The organism is Streptomyces sp. NPDC093111 (genome assembly GCF_040683955.1).
Classification (GTDB): Bacteria; Actinomycetota; Actinomycetes; order Streptomycetales; family Streptomycetaceae; genus Streptomyces.
On sequence record NZ_JBFBNW010000020.1, the window covers coordinates 117,049 to 134,974 of the forward strand.

Consider the following 17,926-nt stretch of genomic DNA (forward strand, 5'->3'; position numbering starts at 1 on the left):
GCCCCGGTACGGCGTGGTCGGCGCCGTGCCGGGGGTGGTGGGGCCGTGGCGGCTACGCGGCCGCCGGCCGGACCGCGTGCGCGGCCCGCCACCAGGACGAGACCACGGACAGCGCCTGGCCGGGGTTGAGCCGGGGGTCGCAGCAGCTGGTGTAGCGGGTGCCGACGAGGTCGACCTCGGAGGCGTTCAGGACGCACTCGGTGACGTCGTCGGGCGTCGTCTCCAGATGGAGTCCGCCCGCGACCCCGCCCCCGGCGGCGACCGCGTCGCGGAACTCGTCGGCCTCGCGCGCGACGGTCTCCAGGTAGCGGGACTTGAGGCCCACGGGGGTGCTGACGGTGTTGCCGTGCATGGGGTCGCTCAGCCAGATCACCGGGTGCCCGGCGGCGCGTACGGCCGCCACGAGCGAGGGCAGCCGCTCGGCGACGTTCCCGGCGCCCATGCGGGCGATGAGCGTGAGCCGGCCGGCCTCCCGCTCGGGGTCGAGCCGCTCGCACAGGGCGAGCAGTTCCTCGGGCGTCATGTCGGGGCCGACCTTGCTGGCCACCGGGTTGACGACCTCCGCGAGCAGGGCGACGTGGGCGCCGTCGAGCTGCCGGGTCCGGTCGCCGATCCACGGGAAGTGCGTGGAGGTGAGGAGCAGCCGCCCGTCGGGCTGGCGGCGCAGCATCGGGACCTCGTAGTCGAGGAGCAGCGCCTCGTGGCTGGTCCACACGGGTGCGCCGATGCGGGTGCGGCCGGGGGCGTCGAGCCAGCCGAGGCCGGCCATGACGGCGCGGGCCGCCTGGTAGCCGGAGAGCAGCCGCTCCGGGTCGGGGCGCCGCGACTCGGGGTCCGGCTCCGGGCTGTTGACCATGTGCCCCCGGAAGACGGGGAGTTCGAGGTCGCCGACGCGCTCGGTGGGCTTGGAGCGCGGCTTGCCGTACTGGCCGGCCATGCGGCCGATCCGGACGACGGGTCTCGCCGTGGCCATCTGCAGCTGTCCGGCGAGGACGTTCAGCAGGCCGGCCTTGCGGGCGACGTGGCCGGGGGTGGACTCGGCGGTGTCCTCGGCGCAGTCGCCCGCCTGGACCACATGCGCCTCGCCCGCCGCGACCCGCGCCAGCATCGACCGCAGGGTGCGTACGTCCCCGGCGTCGACGAGGGCGGGCAGGGCGGCGAGTTCCTTGCGCACCCGCAGGACGTGGGACTCGTCCTCCCACGGGGGCTGCTGTAACGCGTTCTCATATCGAATGTCGAGCAGGGCGTCGTCCATCGGATTCTCCAATCGCGAGGCGGCATACGGCGATGCGGGACGCGAAGAAGGGAAAGAGAAGAGGAGGGGAAAAGGGGCAGGGCGGGAATTCCTGCTCGCGGTAGATCGTCCGACGGATTCCGGTCCTTCGGGGGAAACGGGGTCGGTATCCGTCAGGTGACGCGCGATCCGTCAAGTGGCCGTGGATATGTCAAGTGCCCGTGCCCGCGCGATAGTTGAATGGCGCGCGCATACGAAGAGACCGGCGGGCCGACGGTGGGGAAACCGTCGGCCCGCCGGTCGCGGGGAGCGATATGGGGGAGAGGGGTATAGGGGGCGGGGAATCGGGGAGCGGGAATGCCGGCGGCGGGCGGAGGGGAGCGGGCGGCGGGCGGCGGGCGGAGGGGAGCGGGGATGTAGGGATGTGGGGATGTGGGATGTGGGGTGGCTGGGCGTCAGGCGCTCAGGGCGTGGCCCTCGCTCCTGGCCAGGGCCACCACCGCGTGCGCGGCCGAGGCGAGGGTGATGTGGCGGTGCCAGCCGCCGAAGGAGCGCCCCGAGAAGTCCCGGATGCCGACCCGGTCGGCGATCTCCCTGAAGTCCCGGTCGACGCGGTCGGCGAGCCGGGTGAGCCGCACGAGGGAGGCGGGCGGCGCGGTGGTGAGGTTGGTCAGCCACAGCTTGGCCGGCCAGCGGCCGCCCTCCTCGCCCACGCCGAGGAGGAGCACCTCGCCCTGACCGGCCGAGGATCCGGGGAGGGACGGTCCGGTGACCCGTACGGTCGCGGCCCAGTGGGTGCGCGGCGGGCCGCCCGGTTCGTGGCGGGCGGTCGTGACCGGGCGCCGCAGGTCCTTGGCCATGATCATGATCTGTTCGGCGGTCAGCGGGGTGCGTCCGGCGCCGGGCAGGGCGGGGTCCGCGACGGTCAGCGGCTGGTCCTCGCAGACGCTGACCAGCAGCGGCATGCCGGTGGCGTGCAGCTTCTCGAAGATGGGGACGGCGTGCACCTCGCAGGAGTCGAGGACGAACGGGCGCACGGGCAACTGCCAGCGGGTCACGGCCTCCAGGCAGGCCTCGACCACCGACTCGCTGAGCGTCTCCACCGGCACGTCGTCGGGGATCGCCACCTGGCTGCGGCGCCGGTCGTCCTTGAGCCAGGCCTGGGGGAGGTGCAGGCGCCAGTTCACCGGGGTGCTGGTGGTGTCCGAGGCGGCCCAGACGCCGACCGCGCGCTGGGCGTTGAGCATCTGGCCCAGGGTCGGGAAGAAGTGCCGGTCCACGCCGACCGAGTGACGTCCGGTCTTGGGGATGATGACCGGTTGCACCACCCACGCCTGCGGCGGGCGGGCGTCGACCCAGTGGTCGGCGAGTGCCCGGCGGATCGGGATCCAGTCCCAGGTGGAGGCCGAGATGAAGTGGTGGAGGTTCTGCTCGGAGGCCTGCTCGCCGAGGAGCGCGGCGATGTTGCGCACGGACTTGCGGCCCGGCGTCTCCAGCAGGCCCCGCAGGTACTGGACGGCCTTCCTGCACTGGTCGTTCCGGGACAGCGAGGTGAAGAGCGTCGAGGAGAACTCGGAGAGGACGGCGTCGTGGGTGCCGGCCTGGAAGGGGCTGGGTGTGGGGGCGGGGACGGGGTGGGTTCCTCGCGTCGGAGCGAAGGGACGCGGGTCGAGGCTGAGCATGAAACTCCTCACTTCTGATCCAGCCCGTGCCCTCGGACATCCACTCTGATCGAACGGGACACGGGGTGAGCCCGGCCTGACAGTAAGGGGCGACGCTGCGGGTGATCCATCACGAGCAGGAGGAGAGTGTCAAGTTACCGAACGGTAGTCCCGTTGATGTGGGTGACATCACCGCCGCCGTCCCGCGCCGCGCCCTGTCGCGGGCCGTCGCGACCGCCAGATGGGCCACCGACGCCAGCGTGATGTGACGGTGCCAGCCGGGGAACGAGCGGCCGGCGAAGTCCCGTAAGCCGACGCCGTCCGCTATCTCGGCGGAATCCCGCTCCACCACGCCCGGCATCCGGGTGAGCCGCAGGGCGGGGGCGAGCAGCGACGAGGAGAGGTTGGTGAGCCACAGCCGGCGCCCGGCGCGCTCGTCCGGGGGCCACTCGCCCATGAGGGTCATCGCGTCCCGACCCGCTCCCGCCACCACCACCGGGACCGCCGCGGCCGTCGTCCGCCCGTCGCCGGGGTTCACCTGCTGCCGCAGATGGGGCAGCGACTCGGCCAACTCGCCAGCCGTGCGCTGGAGATCGCCGTACCGGGGCAGCGACGAGCGGTCGAGCCGCATCGGTGCCGCCGGTTCCACCCGCACCAGGAACGGCAGCCCCATGGCCCCCAGGGAGCGCGCGACCGCGCTGCCGTCCGCCTCCGCCACGTCCACGACCACGGGCAGCCGCACGGTGCAGCGGATGCCCGACAGGGCGGCGACGGCCTGGCGTACGCACTCCTCGACGGTGCAGGCGAGGGCGCCCTCGGGGACGCTCGCCCGCTCGCGCAGCGGATCGGCCGTCCAGCGGGAGGACAGGCACAGCTGCCAGTCGACCGGCACCGCCGACCGCTCCGACGTCAGCCAGGTCCCCACCGCCCGCTGCCCGTTGACCGTCCCCAGCGGGGTGCGCTGCGGGTCGGCGCCGACCGAGTGCGGCCCGGCCTTGGGGATCAGGGTGGAGCGGATCACCCAGGCCTCGGGGGCCAGGGTCCGTTGCGCCTGCCGGGCCAGGGCGTGCCGGATCGGCGTCCACTCCCAGGGGGAGGTGGTGATGAAGTGGTGCACGCTCTGCTGCGCCGAGGCGCCGTCGAACTGCGCCGCCAGGCTCCGCAGGGTCTTGCGCCCCGCCACCGACAGCAGTCCGCGGACGTACTGTTCGGCCTTCACCCGCTGCCCGTTGCGGTGCAGCGACCCGAACAGGCGGCGGCAGGACTCCGGATCGAGCCCCGCCGCCGGCCGCCCGGCCGCCCCGCTCCCGTCTTCCCGCAGGTTCCTCATCGCGCGTCGTGACCCCCTGCCCAGAGAAAGAGGACTTCCGTCCGGTTTCTTTATACGACGCGCGTGCGAGTCGACCGCACATTTGCGCCATACGTGACATGGGGTTCGTGACCGGCGGGACCCGTCCGGCATCGGCCCTGGTGGGCGGCGGGCGCCAACAGCCCCCGCTTTACTGTTGCTTGGGCTTACATTTACCTATGACCAAAATCGAACGTACATCCCGTACTTCAACGGTGGACCGGGTAAGCCTGGAGTGCACCGACCCAGGGGGAACCGTGAACGACCTCACCCTCGCCCCGTTCCCGCCCGTGCCGTCGCGGGCGCCGCTCGCCGCCTACGCGCATCTGCGGCGGGAGGAACACCTGCTCGTGACGGGCTGGGAGCGCCGGTCCGACCGCGAGGTCGCGCTGGGCGTCAGATGGCCCGCCGTGCAAGGGGAGTTAGCGTACGATCCGCGCATCCTCGCCCAGACCGTCAGACAGACCGGGCTGGTCGTCGCGCACGCCGCGCACGACGTCCCGCTGACGCACCAGACCATGCTCAGCACCCTCGACTTCGCGATAGCCCCCGGCCTGCGGGTGCCCCGCGGCCAGGCCTCGGCCCTGGACGTCCAGGTCACCGTGCGCGGCGGCGGTGGCGGACGGCGCGGCTCGAGTGCCCTGCACATGACCTTCCGGATCCTGAGCGACGGGGACCAGGTGGCGGGCGCCGAGAGCGAGTTCACCTGGATGTCGGAGCGGGTGTACGCCCGCGTCCGCGGCGCCCGGCGGGACCTGCCGTGGGGCGCCTGGGAGCTCCCGCCGCCGGTGGACGCTGCGCTGGTCGGCCGGGCGGCGCCGGCCGAGGTGATGCTGGCCGCCGGGGACCGGCCCCACCGCTGGCTGCTGCGCAACGACCCGGGGGACCGGCTGCTCTTCGACCACCCCGTCGACCACGTGCCCGGCCTCGCGCTGCTGGAGGCCGCCGACCAGGCGGCCCGCGCCCTGCGCGCCCCGGCGCTCTTCGAACCCCTCGCGATCGAGGCTTCCTACCGGCGGTACGTCGAGTTCGACCGGCCCTGCTGGATCACGGCCGGTCCGCTGCCGGAGCCCGGGGCGGTGCGGGTCGTCGGGACGCAGGACGGGGAGACGGCGTTCCGCGTCGACTTCCGTACGGGAGGCTCCGTACGGGGGTCGGTTCCGTAGGGGAGGACCCTCGGGGCGGCGGCCCCGGCACGCACGACACGGCCCTGCGTTCCGCCCCCCTCGGGAGGGGCCGGTCCGCAGGGCCGGGAGTGTCCGCGCGTCGCGCTTACGGGGTGGCCGCCAGCGAGTCGGCCCCGGTCTCGGCCCCGTCGTCGGAGCCCTTGGTCTCCTTCGGGATCCAGCGCAGGGCGAGGACGCCGAGGGCGAGGCAGAGCAGGCTCGCCACGCCGACCGCCATGTGCAGGCCGCCGAGGAAGGCGTCCTCCGCCTTCGCGACGACGGCGGCGGAGAGACCGGGGGTGTCCAGGGTCTCGTCGAGGGTGCCGGCGACATCCGGGCCGAACACGCGGAAGAAGACCGCCGCCAGCGAGCCGAGCAGGGAGATGCCCAGCGCGTTGCCCAGCTCGTTGCTGGTCTCGGCGAGCGACGCGGCCGATCCCGCGCGCTCGGGCGGCACCGCCGCGACGGCGTAGTCGGCGACCAGGCTGAACGAGAGGCCGTAGCCGACGCCCGCGATCACCGTGGAGGCGATGAACGCCGCCACGCCGTGCTCGGTGGTCGTCGCCAGGAGGAGCAGCAGGCCGACGCCCATGAAGAAGTGGGAGGCGATCAGGGCGGACCGGGTGCCGATGCGGTCGGCGATGCTGCTGGTCTTGATGCACACGACGGTCAGGATGGCGGCGCCCGGCAGGGCCAGCAGGGCCGCCGCGAGGACGCTGTAGCCGAGCACCGACTGGAGGTAGACGCCGCTGAGGTAGCCGGCGGCGGCCCAGGCGACGAGCGTCAGCAGACCGGTGAGGATCGCCACCGTGAACACGCGGTCCTTGAAGAGCCGCAGGTCGAGCAGCGGGTGCTCCAGGCCGAACTGCCGGCGCACGAACCACACCAGGAGGGCGACGCCGACGACGCCGACGACGGCCTGCACGGAGGAGAAGCCCTCCGCCGCGGCGCTCTTGACCGAGTAGACGGTCAGCAGGATGCCGAGGGCGGACAGGACGACGCTGAGCGCGTCGACCCGGCCCGGGTTGGAGGTGCGGACCTCGCGCAGCAGCACGGGCGCGAAGGCGAGGAACAGCACGACGACCGGGATGTTGATCAGGAAGACCGAACCCCACTCGAAGCGGCTCAGGAGCAGTCCGCCGATGACCGGACCGGCCGCGAATCCGGCGGCGAAGGTCGCCGCGAAGATGCCGATGGCCTGCGAGCGCTGCTTCGGGTCGTGGAACAGGTTGCTGAGGATGGCGAGGCCGGCGGGGAGCAGGGTGGCGCCGCCGAGGCCCATCAGCGCGCGGCAGGCGATGAGGATCTCCGGGTTCGGCGCGAACGCGGCGCCCGCGGAGCCCAGGCCGAAGACGACGGCGCCGGTCAGCAGGAACTTGAGCCGGCCGTAGCGGTCGCCGAGGTTGCCGAAGGCGATGAGCAGGGAGGAGACCACGAAGCCGTAGATGTCCAGGATCCACAGTGCCTGGTCGGTACTGGGCGTGATCGCGGACGTGATGCTCGGCATCGCGAGGTAGAGAACGGAGCCGTCCATCGCGACGAGTGCGACCGGGCCGAGCACGATGACGAGGCCCAGCCAGGCCCGTCGGTCGGCACGCTCCGCGACTAATTCAGGGGAAGTCACGGGGGCAACCTTTCAGGAGAAGGTGCGAAGAAGTTCCGAACCGCTGCATACGGCGTACGCGATAGGCCGGCGTGCGTCGTGGGCGAGCGGCGTGCGTACATCGTACGCGAATTTTGTGCGTACGTCGTACGCAAGCTGCTGGGTATAATAACGCATGGCCATCAAGACACAAGGCAGGCAAGTGAGTTCACCGAGCCTGTCGCGGGGTGCGATCGTGGCGGCCGCGGTCCGCATCGCCGACGCCGAGGGCATCGCCGCGATCTCGATGCGACGCCTCGCGACCGAGCTGGACTCGGGCGTCATGTCGCTCTACCGCCACGTGGCGAACAAGGACGCGCTCCTCACCCTGATCACCCAGGCGGCGTGCGACGAGCACCCCTACCCGGAGCCCGCCCCGCCGGACTGGCGCGAGGCCATGCGGCTCGCCGCCCGGCTCGACTGGGAGGTCTACTGCAGCCACCCCTGGGCGCTGGTGACCTCCAGCTCCGCCCGGCACTTCTCGGACACCTCCTGCCTCGACTGGATGGTGGACGCCCTCACGGACCTCACCGACGACCCGGACCTGGCGCGGACCTGCTCCATCGCCCTGTGGTCCTACGTGCAGGGGGTGTGCATCCAGCACGTGGCCCAGCAGCTCCTCCCCGGCGGCGACAAGGCCGAGCAGTCCCCGCTGAGGGCCACGGAGGAGGACTTCGAGACGGGCCTGGAGATCTTCCTCGACGGGATGGAGCTGCGGGCCGCCCGCGCCGGCGCCGCCCCCGCGGGGCCCGCCCTCGGACGGACCTTCCAGGCGGTCGCCCGGTCCTGAGCCGGCGAGCGTGAAAACGGGTGTCCGCCCGGGCGTCGCGTCGTTGGGCACGACATGACGACCACCCAGTCGAACTCCACGATGACCAGGCGCAACGACCAGGAAGCAGAGGCTCCGGATCTCGCGCCGCTGGCCTTCGCCGGATACGCCCACTTCACCGCGGCGCAGGTGCGGGACGGCCGGATCCGCGGCCTCGACCTGCACCTCGCACGCCTGCGGCACGGCTCGCTCGAACTCTTCGGGCGGGCCCTCACCGACGACCGGGTGCGGGACCTGCTGCGCGCCGCGCTGACGGACGCGCCGGCCGACCTCTCGCTGACCGCCACGGTCTACCTGCCGTCCGGCGAGTTCACCGTGGCCGCGCCCGACGAGGAGCCCGAGCTCCTGATCCGCACCGCACCCCCCGCCACCGGCCCCGAGGGCCCGCTGTCGCTCGCCGTGGTGGAGCACGAGCGGTTCCTGCCGTCCGTGAAGCACGTCGGCGAACCGGCCAAGACCTTCTTCCTGCGGCAGGCCACCGACCAGGGCCACGACGACGTCGCCTTCGTCGACCGCCGGGGCCGGATCAGCGAGGCGTCGATCTGGAACCTGGCCTTCTGGGACGGCGACGCCGTGGTGTGGCCACAGGCCGCGATGCTGGACGGCGTCACCATGGGCATCGTCCGCCGACAGCTCGACCGGCTCGGAATCGCCCAGCGGACCCGGGAGCTCACCCCCGCCGACCTGCCGGAACTGGCGGGCGCGGCGGTCATGAACTCGTGGACGCCGGGCGTCGCCGTCCACCGCGTCGGCGCCGTGCCGCTCCCGGAGGCGCCGGCCTTCCTGGAACTGCTGCACCGGGCCTACGAGGCCGAGCCGCTCAGCTCCCTGTAGGGGACACCGCACAGTTCCGCGTCGGTCATCGGCGCGCAGGAGTGCGGCAGCGGGCGCCCGTCGGGCCGCCGGCGCGCGCCGGGCGGCTCACCGCCCGGGCGGAGGGCGCCGCCCGACGCGCCCGGACCGCCCGACGCGCCCGGCCCACCGGGCCCGTCCGGCCGCCCGCCCGTCGCGTCGATCCGCCCGCGCACGGCCTCGGCGGCCAGCTGCGGCAGCACCAGCCGCCAGAACGGGGTGACCGACTGCGCGGGCCGGGCGCGGGCCGGGTCGCGCTCCAGCCCCTCCACCCCCGCCATCACCGCCGTGATGGCCGAAACCGCGTCGTCGAGGTCCACCCCCGCCGCCAGACTGCCCTGCCGGCGGGCGAGGTGGAGCACCCCGCGGACCCACTCCCGCCAGTGCTGCCAGGGGCTGGCCCCGCCCTCCCAGCCCGGATCGTGCGCCAGGCCGAATCCGGCCCGGAGCACCAGGTCGCCGGCGACCCGCTGCGCGAGCGCGTGCGAGGTGTCGACGAGCAGCTGGAGCGGCGCCGGATGCCACGCCGGGACCTGCCCGGTGACGCACATCAGGATCTCGGCCGCGGCCGACCGGACGGCCTCGCCGAGCGCCTGCTTGCTCCGGAAATGGAAGTGCAGCGCGCCCTGGCTGACTTGGGCCAGGGAACAGATCTGTCCGACGGACGACCCCGCGAATCCGCACCGGTCGAAGACCTCGGCGGCGGAACGGATCAATTGTCGGCGGGTTTTTGCGGCTCGATCCTGCATGACGATGCGCACTCCGGGAGAAGAAGGGGAGCGATGAGCGAAAAGGGACCCGCGCGCGCTGTCCCGGGCACCCCGTAGGGGCGCCCGGACACGGCGGATTCAGGAGCGCACTTCCCGTGCGCCGCTCCACTCTTACCACGCCGACAAAGCAGGTGTACCGACGGTCGGCCATACCGGCCGGGGACCTGACAGATAGTCGGCCGATTCTCCGGAAGCCCGTTCGGGTGTGCCTAGCATCGAGTGACGGACTGATCGGCACGGCGCCCATGAGAGCGCGGCGCCCCGAGGCCGCCGGTATTCCCGACGGAATACCGACGCGCGCCCGCCGGCCGTCCGATTCCCCATTCCCTGAAGTCGGCCCAATCACGTGACGCGGAGAACCAGAATGCGACTTGCGCAAGTGGTGGCATCTGTCATGCAGAGCCACGCGGACCGGCCCGCCATCGGCGAGCGCGTCAAGGAATTCGCGAAGGACGCCGAGACGGGACGGGTGTCGATCCGGCTGCTGCCCCGCTACGAGACCACCACCTACGCCGAGCTGTGGGCGCGGGTCCGCGCCGTGGCGAGCGAGTGGCACCACAGCCCGGACCGGCCGCTGGCCCCCGGCGAGCGGGTCGCCCTGCTCGGCTTCACCAGCCGCGACTACACGACCGTCGACCTCGCCTGCATCCACCTCGGCGCCGTCTCGGTCCCGCTCCAGACCAGCTCGGCCCCCGCGCAGCTGGCCGCGATCGTGGCCGAGACCGAGCCGTTCACGGTCGCCGCCAGCCTGGAGCGCCTGTCCGCCGCCGTCGAACTGGTCGGCGCGAGCCCGTCCGTGCGGCGCGTCGTCGTCTTCGACTACCACCCCGAGGTCGACGCCCACCGCGAGGCGCTCGCCGCGGCCCGCGAGCGGCTGGCCGAGACCCGGCCCGCCGTGAGCGTGGACGTCCTGTCCGAGCTCGTCGAGCGCGGCACCGCCCTGCCCGAGGCCCCGCTGTTCACGGCGGCCGACGGCGAGGACCCGCTCGCCATGCTCATCTACACCTCCGGGAGCACCGGCACCCCGAAGGGTGCCATGTACACCGAGCGCCTGGCCGGCGCCATGTGGGGCGGCGCCTGGTCGAAGCTGTTCGACGAGACGTACGCGGTCACCTTCCACTACGCGCCGATGAGCCACGTGGCCGGGCACTCCTCGCTGAAGGCCACCATGGCGCGCGGCGGCACCAGTTACTTCACGGCCAGCAGCGACCTGTCGACCTTCTTCGAGGACGTCGCCCTGGCCCGGCCCACCGAACTCTCCCTGGTGCCCCGCGTCTGCGAGATGCTGTACCAGCGCTTCCGCGGCGACGTCGACCGGCGCACGGCCGCCGGCCTCGACCGCGAGACGGCCGAGGCCGAGGTCAGGACCCAGCTCCGGGAGAACGTCCTGGGCGGCCGGGTCACCTGGGCGAGCAGCAGCTCCGCCCCGCTCTCCGCCGAACTGACCGCGTTCACCGAGTCCCTGCTGGGCCTCGAACTGCACAACGTCTACGGCTCCACAGAGGCCGCCGGCGTCTCCGTCGACGGGGTGCTGCTGCGCCCGCCGGTCCGCGACTACAAGCTGGCCGACGTGCCCGAACTCGGCTACTTCCGCACCGACTCGCCCCACCCGCGCGGCGAACTCCTGCTGAAGAGCGACGTCATCATCCCCGGCTACTACAAGCAGCCCGAGCTGACCGCCGAACTCCTCGACGAGGACGGCTACTACCGGACCGGCGACATCGCCGCCGAACTCGGCCCCGACCGGATCGCCATCGTGGACCGCCGCAAGAGCGTCCTGAAGCTGTCCCAGGGCGAGTTCGTGGCCACCGCCCGGCTGGAGGCCGTCTTCGCCGCCAGTCCGCTGGTGCGCCAGATCTTCGTCTACGGCAACAGCGAACGCTCCTACCTCCTCGCCGTGGTCGTCCCCACCCCCGAGGCGCTGTCCGAACACGGCGCCGACGAACCGGCGTTGAAGCAGCGGATCGCCGAGGCGTTCCAGGGACTCGCCAAGGAGGCCGGACTCAACTCGTACGAGATCCCCCGCGACGTCCTGGTCGAGACCGAGCCCTTCAGCCAGGCCAACGGCCTCCTCTCGGACCACCGCAAGCTGCTCTGGCCCCGCCTGGTCGAGCGGTACGGCGCGCGCCTCGAAGAGCTCTACACCGACACCGCCGCCCGCGAGAACGCCGAACTGGCCGACATCCGCGCCGCCGGCGCCGACCGGCCGGTCCTGGAGACCGTGCAGCGCGCCGTCCGGGCCCTGATCGCCGGCTCGCTCGCCGAGGTCGACCCGAGCGCGCACTTCCGCGACCTGGGCGGCGACTCGCTGACCGCCGTGCAGTTCTCCAACCTGCTCCAGGACACCTTCGGCGTCCGGGTGCCGGTCGACCTGCTCATCAGCCCCGCGTACGACCTGCGACACCTGGCCGAGCACATCGAGGCCCGGCGCGGAGCCACCACCGACCGCCCCACCTTCGCGTCGGTGCACGGCGAGGGCAGCAGCGAGGTCTTCGCCAAGGACCTCGTCCTGGACGCGTTCCTCGACGCGCGGACCCTCGCCGATGCCCGCGCCCTGCCGCGCTTCGAGGGGGAGCCGCGCACCGTGCTCCTGACCGGGGCGAGCGGCTACCTCGGGCGCTTCCTCGCCCTCGAATGGCTGGAGAAGCTGGCCCCGGTCGGCGGGCGCCTGATCGCCCTGGTCCGCGGCAAGGACGCCGCCGCGGCCCGGGCCCGCCTCGACGGGGCCTTCGACAGCGGCGACCCGGCGCTCCTGCGCACCTACGCCGAACTCGCCGAGGGGCACCTGGAGGTGGTGGCCGGCGACATGGCCGACCCGCGCCTCGGCCTGGACGAGGAGACCTGGGACCGGCTCGCCGAGGAGGTCGACGTCATCGTGCACGCCGGCGCCCTGGTCAACCACGTCCTCCCGTACCCGCACCTGTTCGAGGCGAACGTCGTCGGCACCGCCGAACTCGTCCAACTGGCCCTCACCCGCCGGATGAAGCCGTTCACGTACATCTCCAGCGTCGCCGTCGCCACCGCGCGCCCCGGCGAACCCGCCCTCGACGAGTACACCGACGTCCGCGCCGCCCTGCCGGTGATGGAGGTCGACGGCGGTTACGCGGGCGGCTACGCGACCAGCAAGTGGGCCGGCGAGGTCCTGCTGCGGGAGGCCCACGACCTGTGCGGCCTGCCCGTCACCACCTTCCGCTCCAACATGATCCTGGCGCACAGCCGGTACGGCGGACAGCTCAACGTCCCCGACATGTTCAGCCGCCTGCTGTTCAGCGTGCTCGCCACCGGGATAGCCCCGCGCAGCTTCTACCGCGCGGAGGGCGAACGGGCCCACTACGACGGCCTGCCGGTCGACTTCACCGCCGCGGCCGTGGTCGCCCTGGGCGGGCGCGCGGGCCGGCCGACCGCACCCCAGTACCGCACGTTCAGCCTGGTGAACCCGAACGACGACGGCGTCTCGCTCGACCGGATCGTCGACTGGCTGGCGGAGGACGGACACCGCATCGAGCGGGTCGACGACCACGCGGACTGGTTCGTGCGCTTCGAGGCGGCGATCCGCGCCCTCCCCGAGGCCCAGCGCCAGTACACGGCCCTGCAGATCCTGCACGGCTTCCGGGAGCCCGAGGAGTCGGTGCCGGGCTCCGTCATCCCCTCCGACCGGTTCCGCGCCGTCGTCCGCGCCGGCCGCGTCGACGGCCACGAGGACATACCGAGCCTCGGCCGGGCCCTCGTCGCCAAGTACGCGAGGGACCTGACGGACCTCATGGGGCAGAAGGGACTGGCGGGCACCCCGGCCGGGGTAGGCACACGGGCATGACACCTCCGAACCACACGCACAGCGACCTCCTCGCCGGGAAGGTCGTCCTCGTCACCGGCGCGAGCAGCGGCATCGGTGCCGCCGCGGCCCGCGTCTTCACCCAGGAGGGCGCGACGGTGGTCCTCGCCGCGCGCCGTGAGGAACGCCTGGCGGAACTCGTCGAGGAGATACGGGACAAGGGCGCCGAGGCCGCGTACGTCGTCTGCGACGTCACCCGGGCCGAGGACGCGGCACGGGCCGTGGAGTTCACCGAGACGCGGTACGGGCGCCTCGACGCGGCCTTCAACAACGCGGGCGTCGGCGGCGACCGAACCCCGCTCCACCTGATGCCCGACGAGGTCTACGACACGGTCATGGACGTCAACGTGCGCGGCATCTGGAACTGCCTGCGTCCCGAGATCGGCGCCATGCTCCGGCACGGCGGCGGCGCGATCGTCAACAACAGCAGCGTGGCCGGCCTGGTGGCCATCCCGGCCGCCGCGCCCTACATCGCGGCCAAGCACGCCGTCGTCGGCCTCACCAGAGCGGCGGCGGACGAGTACGCGCGGCAGGGCATCCGGGTCAACGCCGTCGCCCCGGGCACCACCCGCAGCGAGATCACCGAGGACTGGTTCCGGCGCAACCCCGGGCTGGAACGGACCGTCAACGCGATGACCCCGCAGGGGCGTACGGCCGCGCCCGAGGAGATCGCCGCCGCTGCGGCCTGGCTCCTCAGCGACCGCTGCCCGTTCCTCACCGGCACGGTGCTGCCGGTGGACGGCGGCTTCGTCAACCAGTGAGACGAGCCGCCGGGACGCGGAACCGGAGGAACCCCCGCCTCCGGTTCCGCGTCCTCATCATGAGCGCGTACGAATATTGTGCGAACGCTTGATAACATACCGAGCCTTTGTCAGCGGAGACTCCGAGGGGGCGGCCGAGTGGCGCGGCAGGAGCGGGCGATCCGCACGCGAGAGTCCATCCTCGAATCGATGGCGAGCCTCTTCATCGAAGTCGGCTACGAGGCCGCCACCATCGCGGCCCTCGTCGAGCGCACCGGCCTCACCCGGGGCGCCCTGTACTTCCACTTCCCCACCAAGGAGTCGATGGCCCACGGGGTGCTCGCGCGCGCCGTGACCCGCGAGGGAATCCTGCCGCAGACGTACAAACTCCAGGAGTGGGTCGACCTGGGCCTCCTCCTCGCCCACCGGCTGCCCCGCGAGCCGATGCTGCGGGCCGCCGTCCAGCTCTCCGTCGACCCCAAGGCCCGCAGCCTCTTCGGCACCCGCTGGCCGGACTGGATCGACCTGGGCCAGGACCTCCTGGTCGAGGCAAAGGAGCGCGGGGAACTCCTCCCGCACGCCGTCCCCGCCGAGATCGCCCGCCTCGCCGTCGGCGCCTGGACCGGCGTCCAGCTGGTCACCGAGGCGCTCCCGGAGGACCGCGAACTCTCCCAGGAGATCGCCCGCCTCTACCAGCTGATCCTCCCCAACATCGCCAGCATCGGCGTCCTCGCCAAACTGGACACCTCGCCGTACCGGGCGGAACGGCTGCTGGACTCCGCGGGGGAGCTCGCGCACGAGCCGGCCGGCTAGGACGCGCCCGCCGGGCGCCACGCGTTGGCGTCCGGCGGCGCTGTCGGGGAGGCTGGCGCGCATGGTATCGATAGTGCAGAACGTGGCGATCGACTGTGCGGACGCCTATGAGCTGGCCCGCTTCTGGAGCACGGTCACCGGCTGCCCGCTGGATCCGGACGCCCGCCCCGGCGACCGGGAGACGCAGGTGACGCTGGGGGAGGGCCCGGTCCTCTACTTCAACGAGGTGCCCGAGCCCAAGACCACCAAGAACCGGGTCCACCTCTGCCTGCGCCCGGAGACCACGCGCGACCACGAGGTGGAGTGGCTGCTGGGCCTCGGCGCCACCTTCGTCGGCGACCACCGCGAGCCCGACGGCACCGGCTGGGCGGTCCTCGCCGACCCCGAGGGCAACGAGTTCTGCGTCCTGCGCAGCGCGTCCGACCGGGCGGCGCCCACGCGTTGACCGGTCGGACGCGCCCGGCCGGAACGGCGGCCGCCGTCAGAGGGGCGGCTCCGCCGGGGGCCCCATCAGGCGGGCGAGCAGGTCGTCCAGGCTCACCAGGCCGGTGAGCTCGCCGGCCGCGTCCCGTACCACCGCGAGCGAGGCGCGCCGGCGGCGGAGTTGTTCGAGGGCTTCGGAGACCGTGGTGTCCGGGGCGAGTTCGGGGACCGGCCGGACCAGGTCGCGGGCCTCGGCGCGGCGGCCCCGGGCGGTGGCCACGAGGGCGTCGCGGGCGTGGAGGGAGCCGAGGACCCGGGCTCCGTCCCGTACCAGCAGGCGGGAGCGGCCGGTGTCCGCCGCGGTGCCCAGGACCGTGCCCAGGTCCGCGTCGGCGGGGACGGCGACGATGCCGGCGGCCGGGGTCATGAGCGTGGCGACCGGGGTCTGGGGTTCGGTGAGGGAGCGGGTGATGAGCTGCGAGTCGGCCGGGCCGATCAGGCCGAGGCGCTCGGACTCGGCCACGAGGTGGGTGAGCTGTTCGCGGTTGTGCACGGCGGCCAGTTCGTCGCGCGGCTGGACCCGGCACAGGCGGACCAGGGCGTTGCTGACCTTGTTCAGGAGCCAGAGCAGTGGGCGTACGGCCTTGACGACGGCCCGGAAGGCCGGGGTCAGCAGCATCGCGGAGCGCTCGGGGTGGGCGATGGCCCAGGACTTGGGGGCCATCTCGCCGACGACCATGTGGAGGAAGACCACGATGATCATGGCGACGGCGAACGCGACGCCGTAGCCGAGGGCCGGCGGCAGGCCGAGTCGGACGAGCAGCGGGTCGAGCGCGTGGGAGATCGCCGGCTTGGAGACGGAGCCGAGTCCGAGGGTGCAGATGGTGATGCCGAGCTGGGCGCCGGCGAGCATGAGGGACAGCTCGCGCATCCCGGCGAGCGCGGCCTTGGCGCCGCGCTGTCCGTCCGCGACGGCCTTCTCGATGCGGTGCCGCTTGGCGGCGACCAGCGCGAACTCGGCGGCCACGAAGAATCCGCTGCCGACCAGCAGCAGGACGGTGACGAAGAGCGCCATGGGGAAGCTCATGCCGGGACCTCCTCGGTGGTGGAGCCGGCCGCCGACCCGAGGGGTTCGAGGCGGACGCGTTCGGGGACGTGCCGGTCGAGGCTCAGCACCTCGATGCGGACGCCGTCCACGGTGAGCCGGTCACCGATGGTCGGGAACCGGCCGAGCCGGTCGATGACCAGGCCGGCCACGGTGTCGTAGTCGTCCTCCTCGGGCAGGGCGATGCCGGTGGCCGCCTCGATCTCGTCGAGGCGGCGTCCGGCGTCCACGCGCCAGCCCGCCCCGTCCGGCACGGCGAGCGCGACGACGGTGTCGCTCTCGTCCGCGATGTCGCCGACCAGCTCCTCGGCGATGTCCTCGTAGGTGACGACCCCGGCGACGCCGCCGTGCTCGTCCAGGACGACGGCGAACTCGTCGCCGCGCTCGCGCATCCGTGCCACCGCCCGGGGCAGCGGCAGCGTGTCGGGCAGGAGCAGGGGCGGCCGGCCGGCCTCGCCGGCGGTCAGGCGGTCGAATCGGTCGGCGGGCAGCCGCACCAGGTCGCGGACGCCGAGGACGGCGGCGATGTCGTCGGGGTGGTCGCCGAGGACCGGGTAGTTCGAGTGCCCGTGCCGCGCGATCAGGGCGACGGCCTCGGTGAGCGTGGCGTCCTTGCGGACGAAGACGGCGTCGACGCGCGGCACCATGACCTCGTCCATGGTCCGCTCCGAGAACTCCAGGGCGTGGTCGAGCAGCTCGGCGGTGGCCGGGGGCAGCTTGCCCTGCTGGTGGGACTCGCCGATCAGATGGCTGAGCTCCTCCAGGGTGGCGCCGTGGTGCAGTTCCTCGACCGGCTCGATGCCGGCCTTGCGCAGCAGCCGGTTCGCGGCGCCGTCGAAGACGCGGACGACCGGCCCGACGATCCTCAGGTAGATGAGGGTGGAGGCGGCGAGCGACTTCGCCAGCCGCTCGGGCACCGCGAGCGCCAGGTTCTTCGGCGCCAGTTCGCCGAGCACCATCTGGAGGACGGTCGCGAGGACGAAGGCGAGGACGACGGAGATCGTGGAGACGGCCCCGTCCGAGAGTCCCGTCCCCTCCAGGGCGGGCTTCAGGAGCGCCGACACGGACGGCTCGGCCAGGAAGCCGACGACCAGTCCGGTGACCGTGATGCCGAGCTGGGCGCCGGAGAGCATGAACGAGAGGCGTTCGAGGACCGTCAGCGCGCGGGCCGCCCGCCGGTCCCCGGCCTCGGCCTCGCGGGCGAGCGCGAGGCGGTCCGCGGCGACGTAGGCGAACTCCTGGGCGACGAAGTAGCCGGTGCCGGCGGTCAGGAGGAGGACGGCCAGGAGACCGAGGAGGGCGTTCATCGGCTGCCGCACCTCGTCACAGGGCGGCGGGGCGGACTCGCGGTCAACAAGGGCTCCTTCGTGGGGCGGTGATCAGAACCGAGTATCGGGGGGCGTGTGGCAGGGAGCGCGGAGGCGGATCGGCGGCGGACCGGTGCTTTTCGGCCAGTCCTGTGACGTCGCCCGGAAATCCGGTGCGCGGCGCGTCCCCCCGCACCTATTCTT

The 17,926-nt window shown here is 72.9% G+C and carries 14 protein-coding genes; 7 read left to right on the plus strand and 7 right to left on the minus strand.

The annotated features are described in order from the left end of the window. Positions 1-52 precede the first annotated feature (52 nt). The 3 genes from AB0Q96_RS30745 to AB0Q96_RS30755 form a co-directional block, all read right to left on the minus strand. Entirely contained in the window at positions 53-1,255 is a 1,203-nt protein-coding gene (locus tag AB0Q96_RS30745) for a 3-deoxy-7-phosphoheptulonate synthase (protein ID WP_365331124.1), read from the minus strand. 434 nt (positions 1,256-1,689) lie between these two features. Continuing rightward, the gene (locus AB0Q96_RS30750) at positions 1,690-2,916 is read right to left on the minus strand and encodes a transposase (RefSeq protein ID WP_365331126.1); all 1,227 of its coding nucleotides are present in this window, start codon (positions 2,914-2,916) and stop codon (positions 1,690-1,692) included. Between the two features lie 109 nt (positions 2,917-3,025). Further along, positions 3,026-4,225, minus strand: coding sequence for a transposase (locus AB0Q96_RS30755; protein ID WP_365331128.1), 1,200 nt, complete (start codon positions 4,223-4,225; stop codon positions 3,026-3,028). A 275-nt stretch (positions 4,226-4,500) separates the two neighbouring features. Between AB0Q96_RS30755 and AB0Q96_RS30760 the strand changes: the two genes are divergently transcribed. Continuing rightward, positions 4,501-5,409, plus strand: a complete 909-nt coding sequence (locus tag AB0Q96_RS30760) for a ScbA/BarX family gamma-butyrolactone biosynthesis protein (RefSeq protein WP_365331130.1) — start codon at positions 4,501-4,503, stop codon at positions 5,407-5,409. 106 nt (positions 5,410-5,515) lie between these two features. Here the strand turns inward: AB0Q96_RS30760 and AB0Q96_RS30765 are convergent, their stop codons facing one another. Continuing rightward, on the minus strand, positions 5,516-6,943 hold the full coding sequence (locus AB0Q96_RS30765; protein ID WP_365331186.1) for an MFS transporter: 1,428 nt from the start codon (positions 6,941-6,943) through the stop codon (positions 5,516-5,518). A 271-nt stretch (positions 6,944-7,214) separates the two neighbouring features. On the opposite strand from AB0Q96_RS30765, the gene AB0Q96_RS30770 reads away from it, so the two are divergent. Both AB0Q96_RS30770 and AB0Q96_RS30775 read left to right on the plus strand, forming a co-directional pair. Further along, positions 7,215-7,841 (plus strand): TetR/AcrR family transcriptional regulator, encoded by a 627-nt coding sequence (locus tag AB0Q96_RS30770; protein WP_365331132.1) that lies wholly within the window; start codon positions 7,215-7,217, stop codon positions 7,839-7,841. An 81-nt stretch (positions 7,842-7,922) separates the two neighbouring features. Continuing rightward, positions 7,923-8,714, plus strand: a complete 792-nt coding sequence (locus AB0Q96_RS30775) for an aminotransferase class IV family protein (protein ID WP_365331188.1) — start codon at positions 7,923-7,925, stop codon at positions 8,712-8,714. Here AB0Q96_RS30775 and AB0Q96_RS30780 read toward each other — a convergent pair. Continuing rightward, complete coding sequence (locus AB0Q96_RS30780; RefSeq protein ID WP_365331134.1) at positions 8,684-9,481, minus strand: ScbR family autoregulator-binding transcription factor; 798 nt, start codon at positions 9,479-9,481, stop codon at positions 8,684-8,686. The genes AB0Q96_RS30775 and AB0Q96_RS30780 overlap by 31 nt on opposite strands. Positions 9,482-9,848: 367 nt before the next feature. Between AB0Q96_RS30780 and car the strand changes: the two genes are divergently transcribed. From car to AB0Q96_RS30800, 4 genes are all read left to right on the plus strand, one after another. After that, the gene (gene car / locus AB0Q96_RS30785; RefSeq protein WP_365331136.1) at positions 9,849-13,316 is read left to right on the plus strand and encodes a carboxylic acid reductase; all 3,468 of its coding nucleotides are present in this window, start codon (positions 9,849-9,851) and stop codon (positions 13,314-13,316) included. Next, positions 13,313-14,095 (plus strand): glucose 1-dehydrogenase, encoded by a 783-nt coding sequence (locus AB0Q96_RS30790; RefSeq protein WP_365331138.1) that lies wholly within the window; start codon positions 13,313-13,315, stop codon positions 14,093-14,095. The genes car and AB0Q96_RS30790 overlap by 4 nt, the downstream gene beginning before the upstream one ends. Positions 14,096-14,233: 138 nt before the next feature. After that, positions 14,234-14,887 carry a ScbR family autoregulator-binding transcription factor gene (locus AB0Q96_RS30795; RefSeq protein WP_365331140.1) on the plus strand — a complete coding sequence of 218 codons (654 nt, stop codon included), beginning with the start codon at positions 14,234-14,236 and terminating at the stop codon, positions 14,885-14,887. Positions 14,888-14,948: 61 nt separating this feature from the next. Further along, a complete protein-coding gene (locus AB0Q96_RS30800; RefSeq protein WP_365331142.1) occupies positions 14,949-15,332 on the plus strand; it encodes a VOC family protein in 384 nt (127 codons plus the stop codon). Positions 15,333-15,368: 36 nt separating this feature from the next. Here AB0Q96_RS30800 and AB0Q96_RS30805 read toward each other — a convergent pair whose 3' ends face one another. Both AB0Q96_RS30805 and AB0Q96_RS30810 read right to left on the minus strand, forming a co-directional pair. Further along, positions 15,369-16,397: a hemolysin family protein gene (locus AB0Q96_RS30805; RefSeq protein ID WP_365331144.1), complete on the minus strand. Its 1,029-nt coding sequence runs from the start codon at positions 16,395-16,397 to the stop codon at positions 15,369-15,371. Beyond that, the gene (locus AB0Q96_RS30810; protein ID WP_365331146.1) at positions 16,394-17,722 is read right to left on the minus strand and encodes a hemolysin family protein; all 1,329 of its coding nucleotides are present in this window, start codon (positions 17,720-17,722) and stop codon (positions 16,394-16,396) included. Before AB0Q96_RS30810 ends, AB0Q96_RS30805 begins: the two co-directional genes overlap by 4 nt. Positions 17,723-17,926 lie beyond the last annotated feature (204 nt).

Coding starts and splice junctions, on each gene's coding strand:
- AB0Q96_RS30745 (WP_365331124.1), bottom strand. CDS start 1,255: ATGGACGACGCCCTGCTCGACATTCGATATGAGAACGCGTTACAGCAG.
- AB0Q96_RS30750 (WP_365331126.1), bottom strand. CDS start 2,916: ATGCTCAGCCTCGACCCGCGTCCCTTCGCTCCGACGCGAGGAACCCAC.
- AB0Q96_RS30755 (WP_365331128.1), bottom strand. CDS start 4,225: ATGAGGAACCTGCGGGAAGACGGGAGCGGGGCGGCCGGGCGGCCGGCG.
- AB0Q96_RS30765 (WP_365331186.1), bottom strand. CDS start 6,943: ATGGACGGCTCCGTTCTCTACCTCGCGATGCCGAGCATCACGTCCGCG.
- AB0Q96_RS30775 (WP_365331188.1), top strand. CDS start 7,923: ATGACCAGGCGCAACGACCAGGAAGCAGAGGCTCCGGATCTCGCGCCG.
- AB0Q96_RS30780 (WP_365331134.1), bottom strand. CDS start 9,481: ATGCAGGATCGAGCCGCAAAAACCCGCCGACAATTGATCCGTTCCGCC.
- AB0Q96_RS30790 (WP_365331138.1), top strand. CDS start 13,313: ATGACACCTCCGAACCACACGCACAGCGACCTCCTCGCCGGGAAGGTC.
- AB0Q96_RS30800 (WP_365331142.1), top strand. CDS start 14,949: ATGGTATCGATAGTGCAGAACGTGGCGATCGACTGTGCGGACGCCTAT.
- AB0Q96_RS30805 (WP_365331144.1), bottom strand. CDS start 16,397: ATGAGCTTCCCCATGGCGCTCTTCGTCACCGTCCTGCTGCTGGTCGGC.
- AB0Q96_RS30810 (WP_365331146.1), bottom strand. CDS start 17,722: ATGAACGCCCTCCTCGGTCTCCTGGCCGTCCTCCTCCTGACCGCCGGC.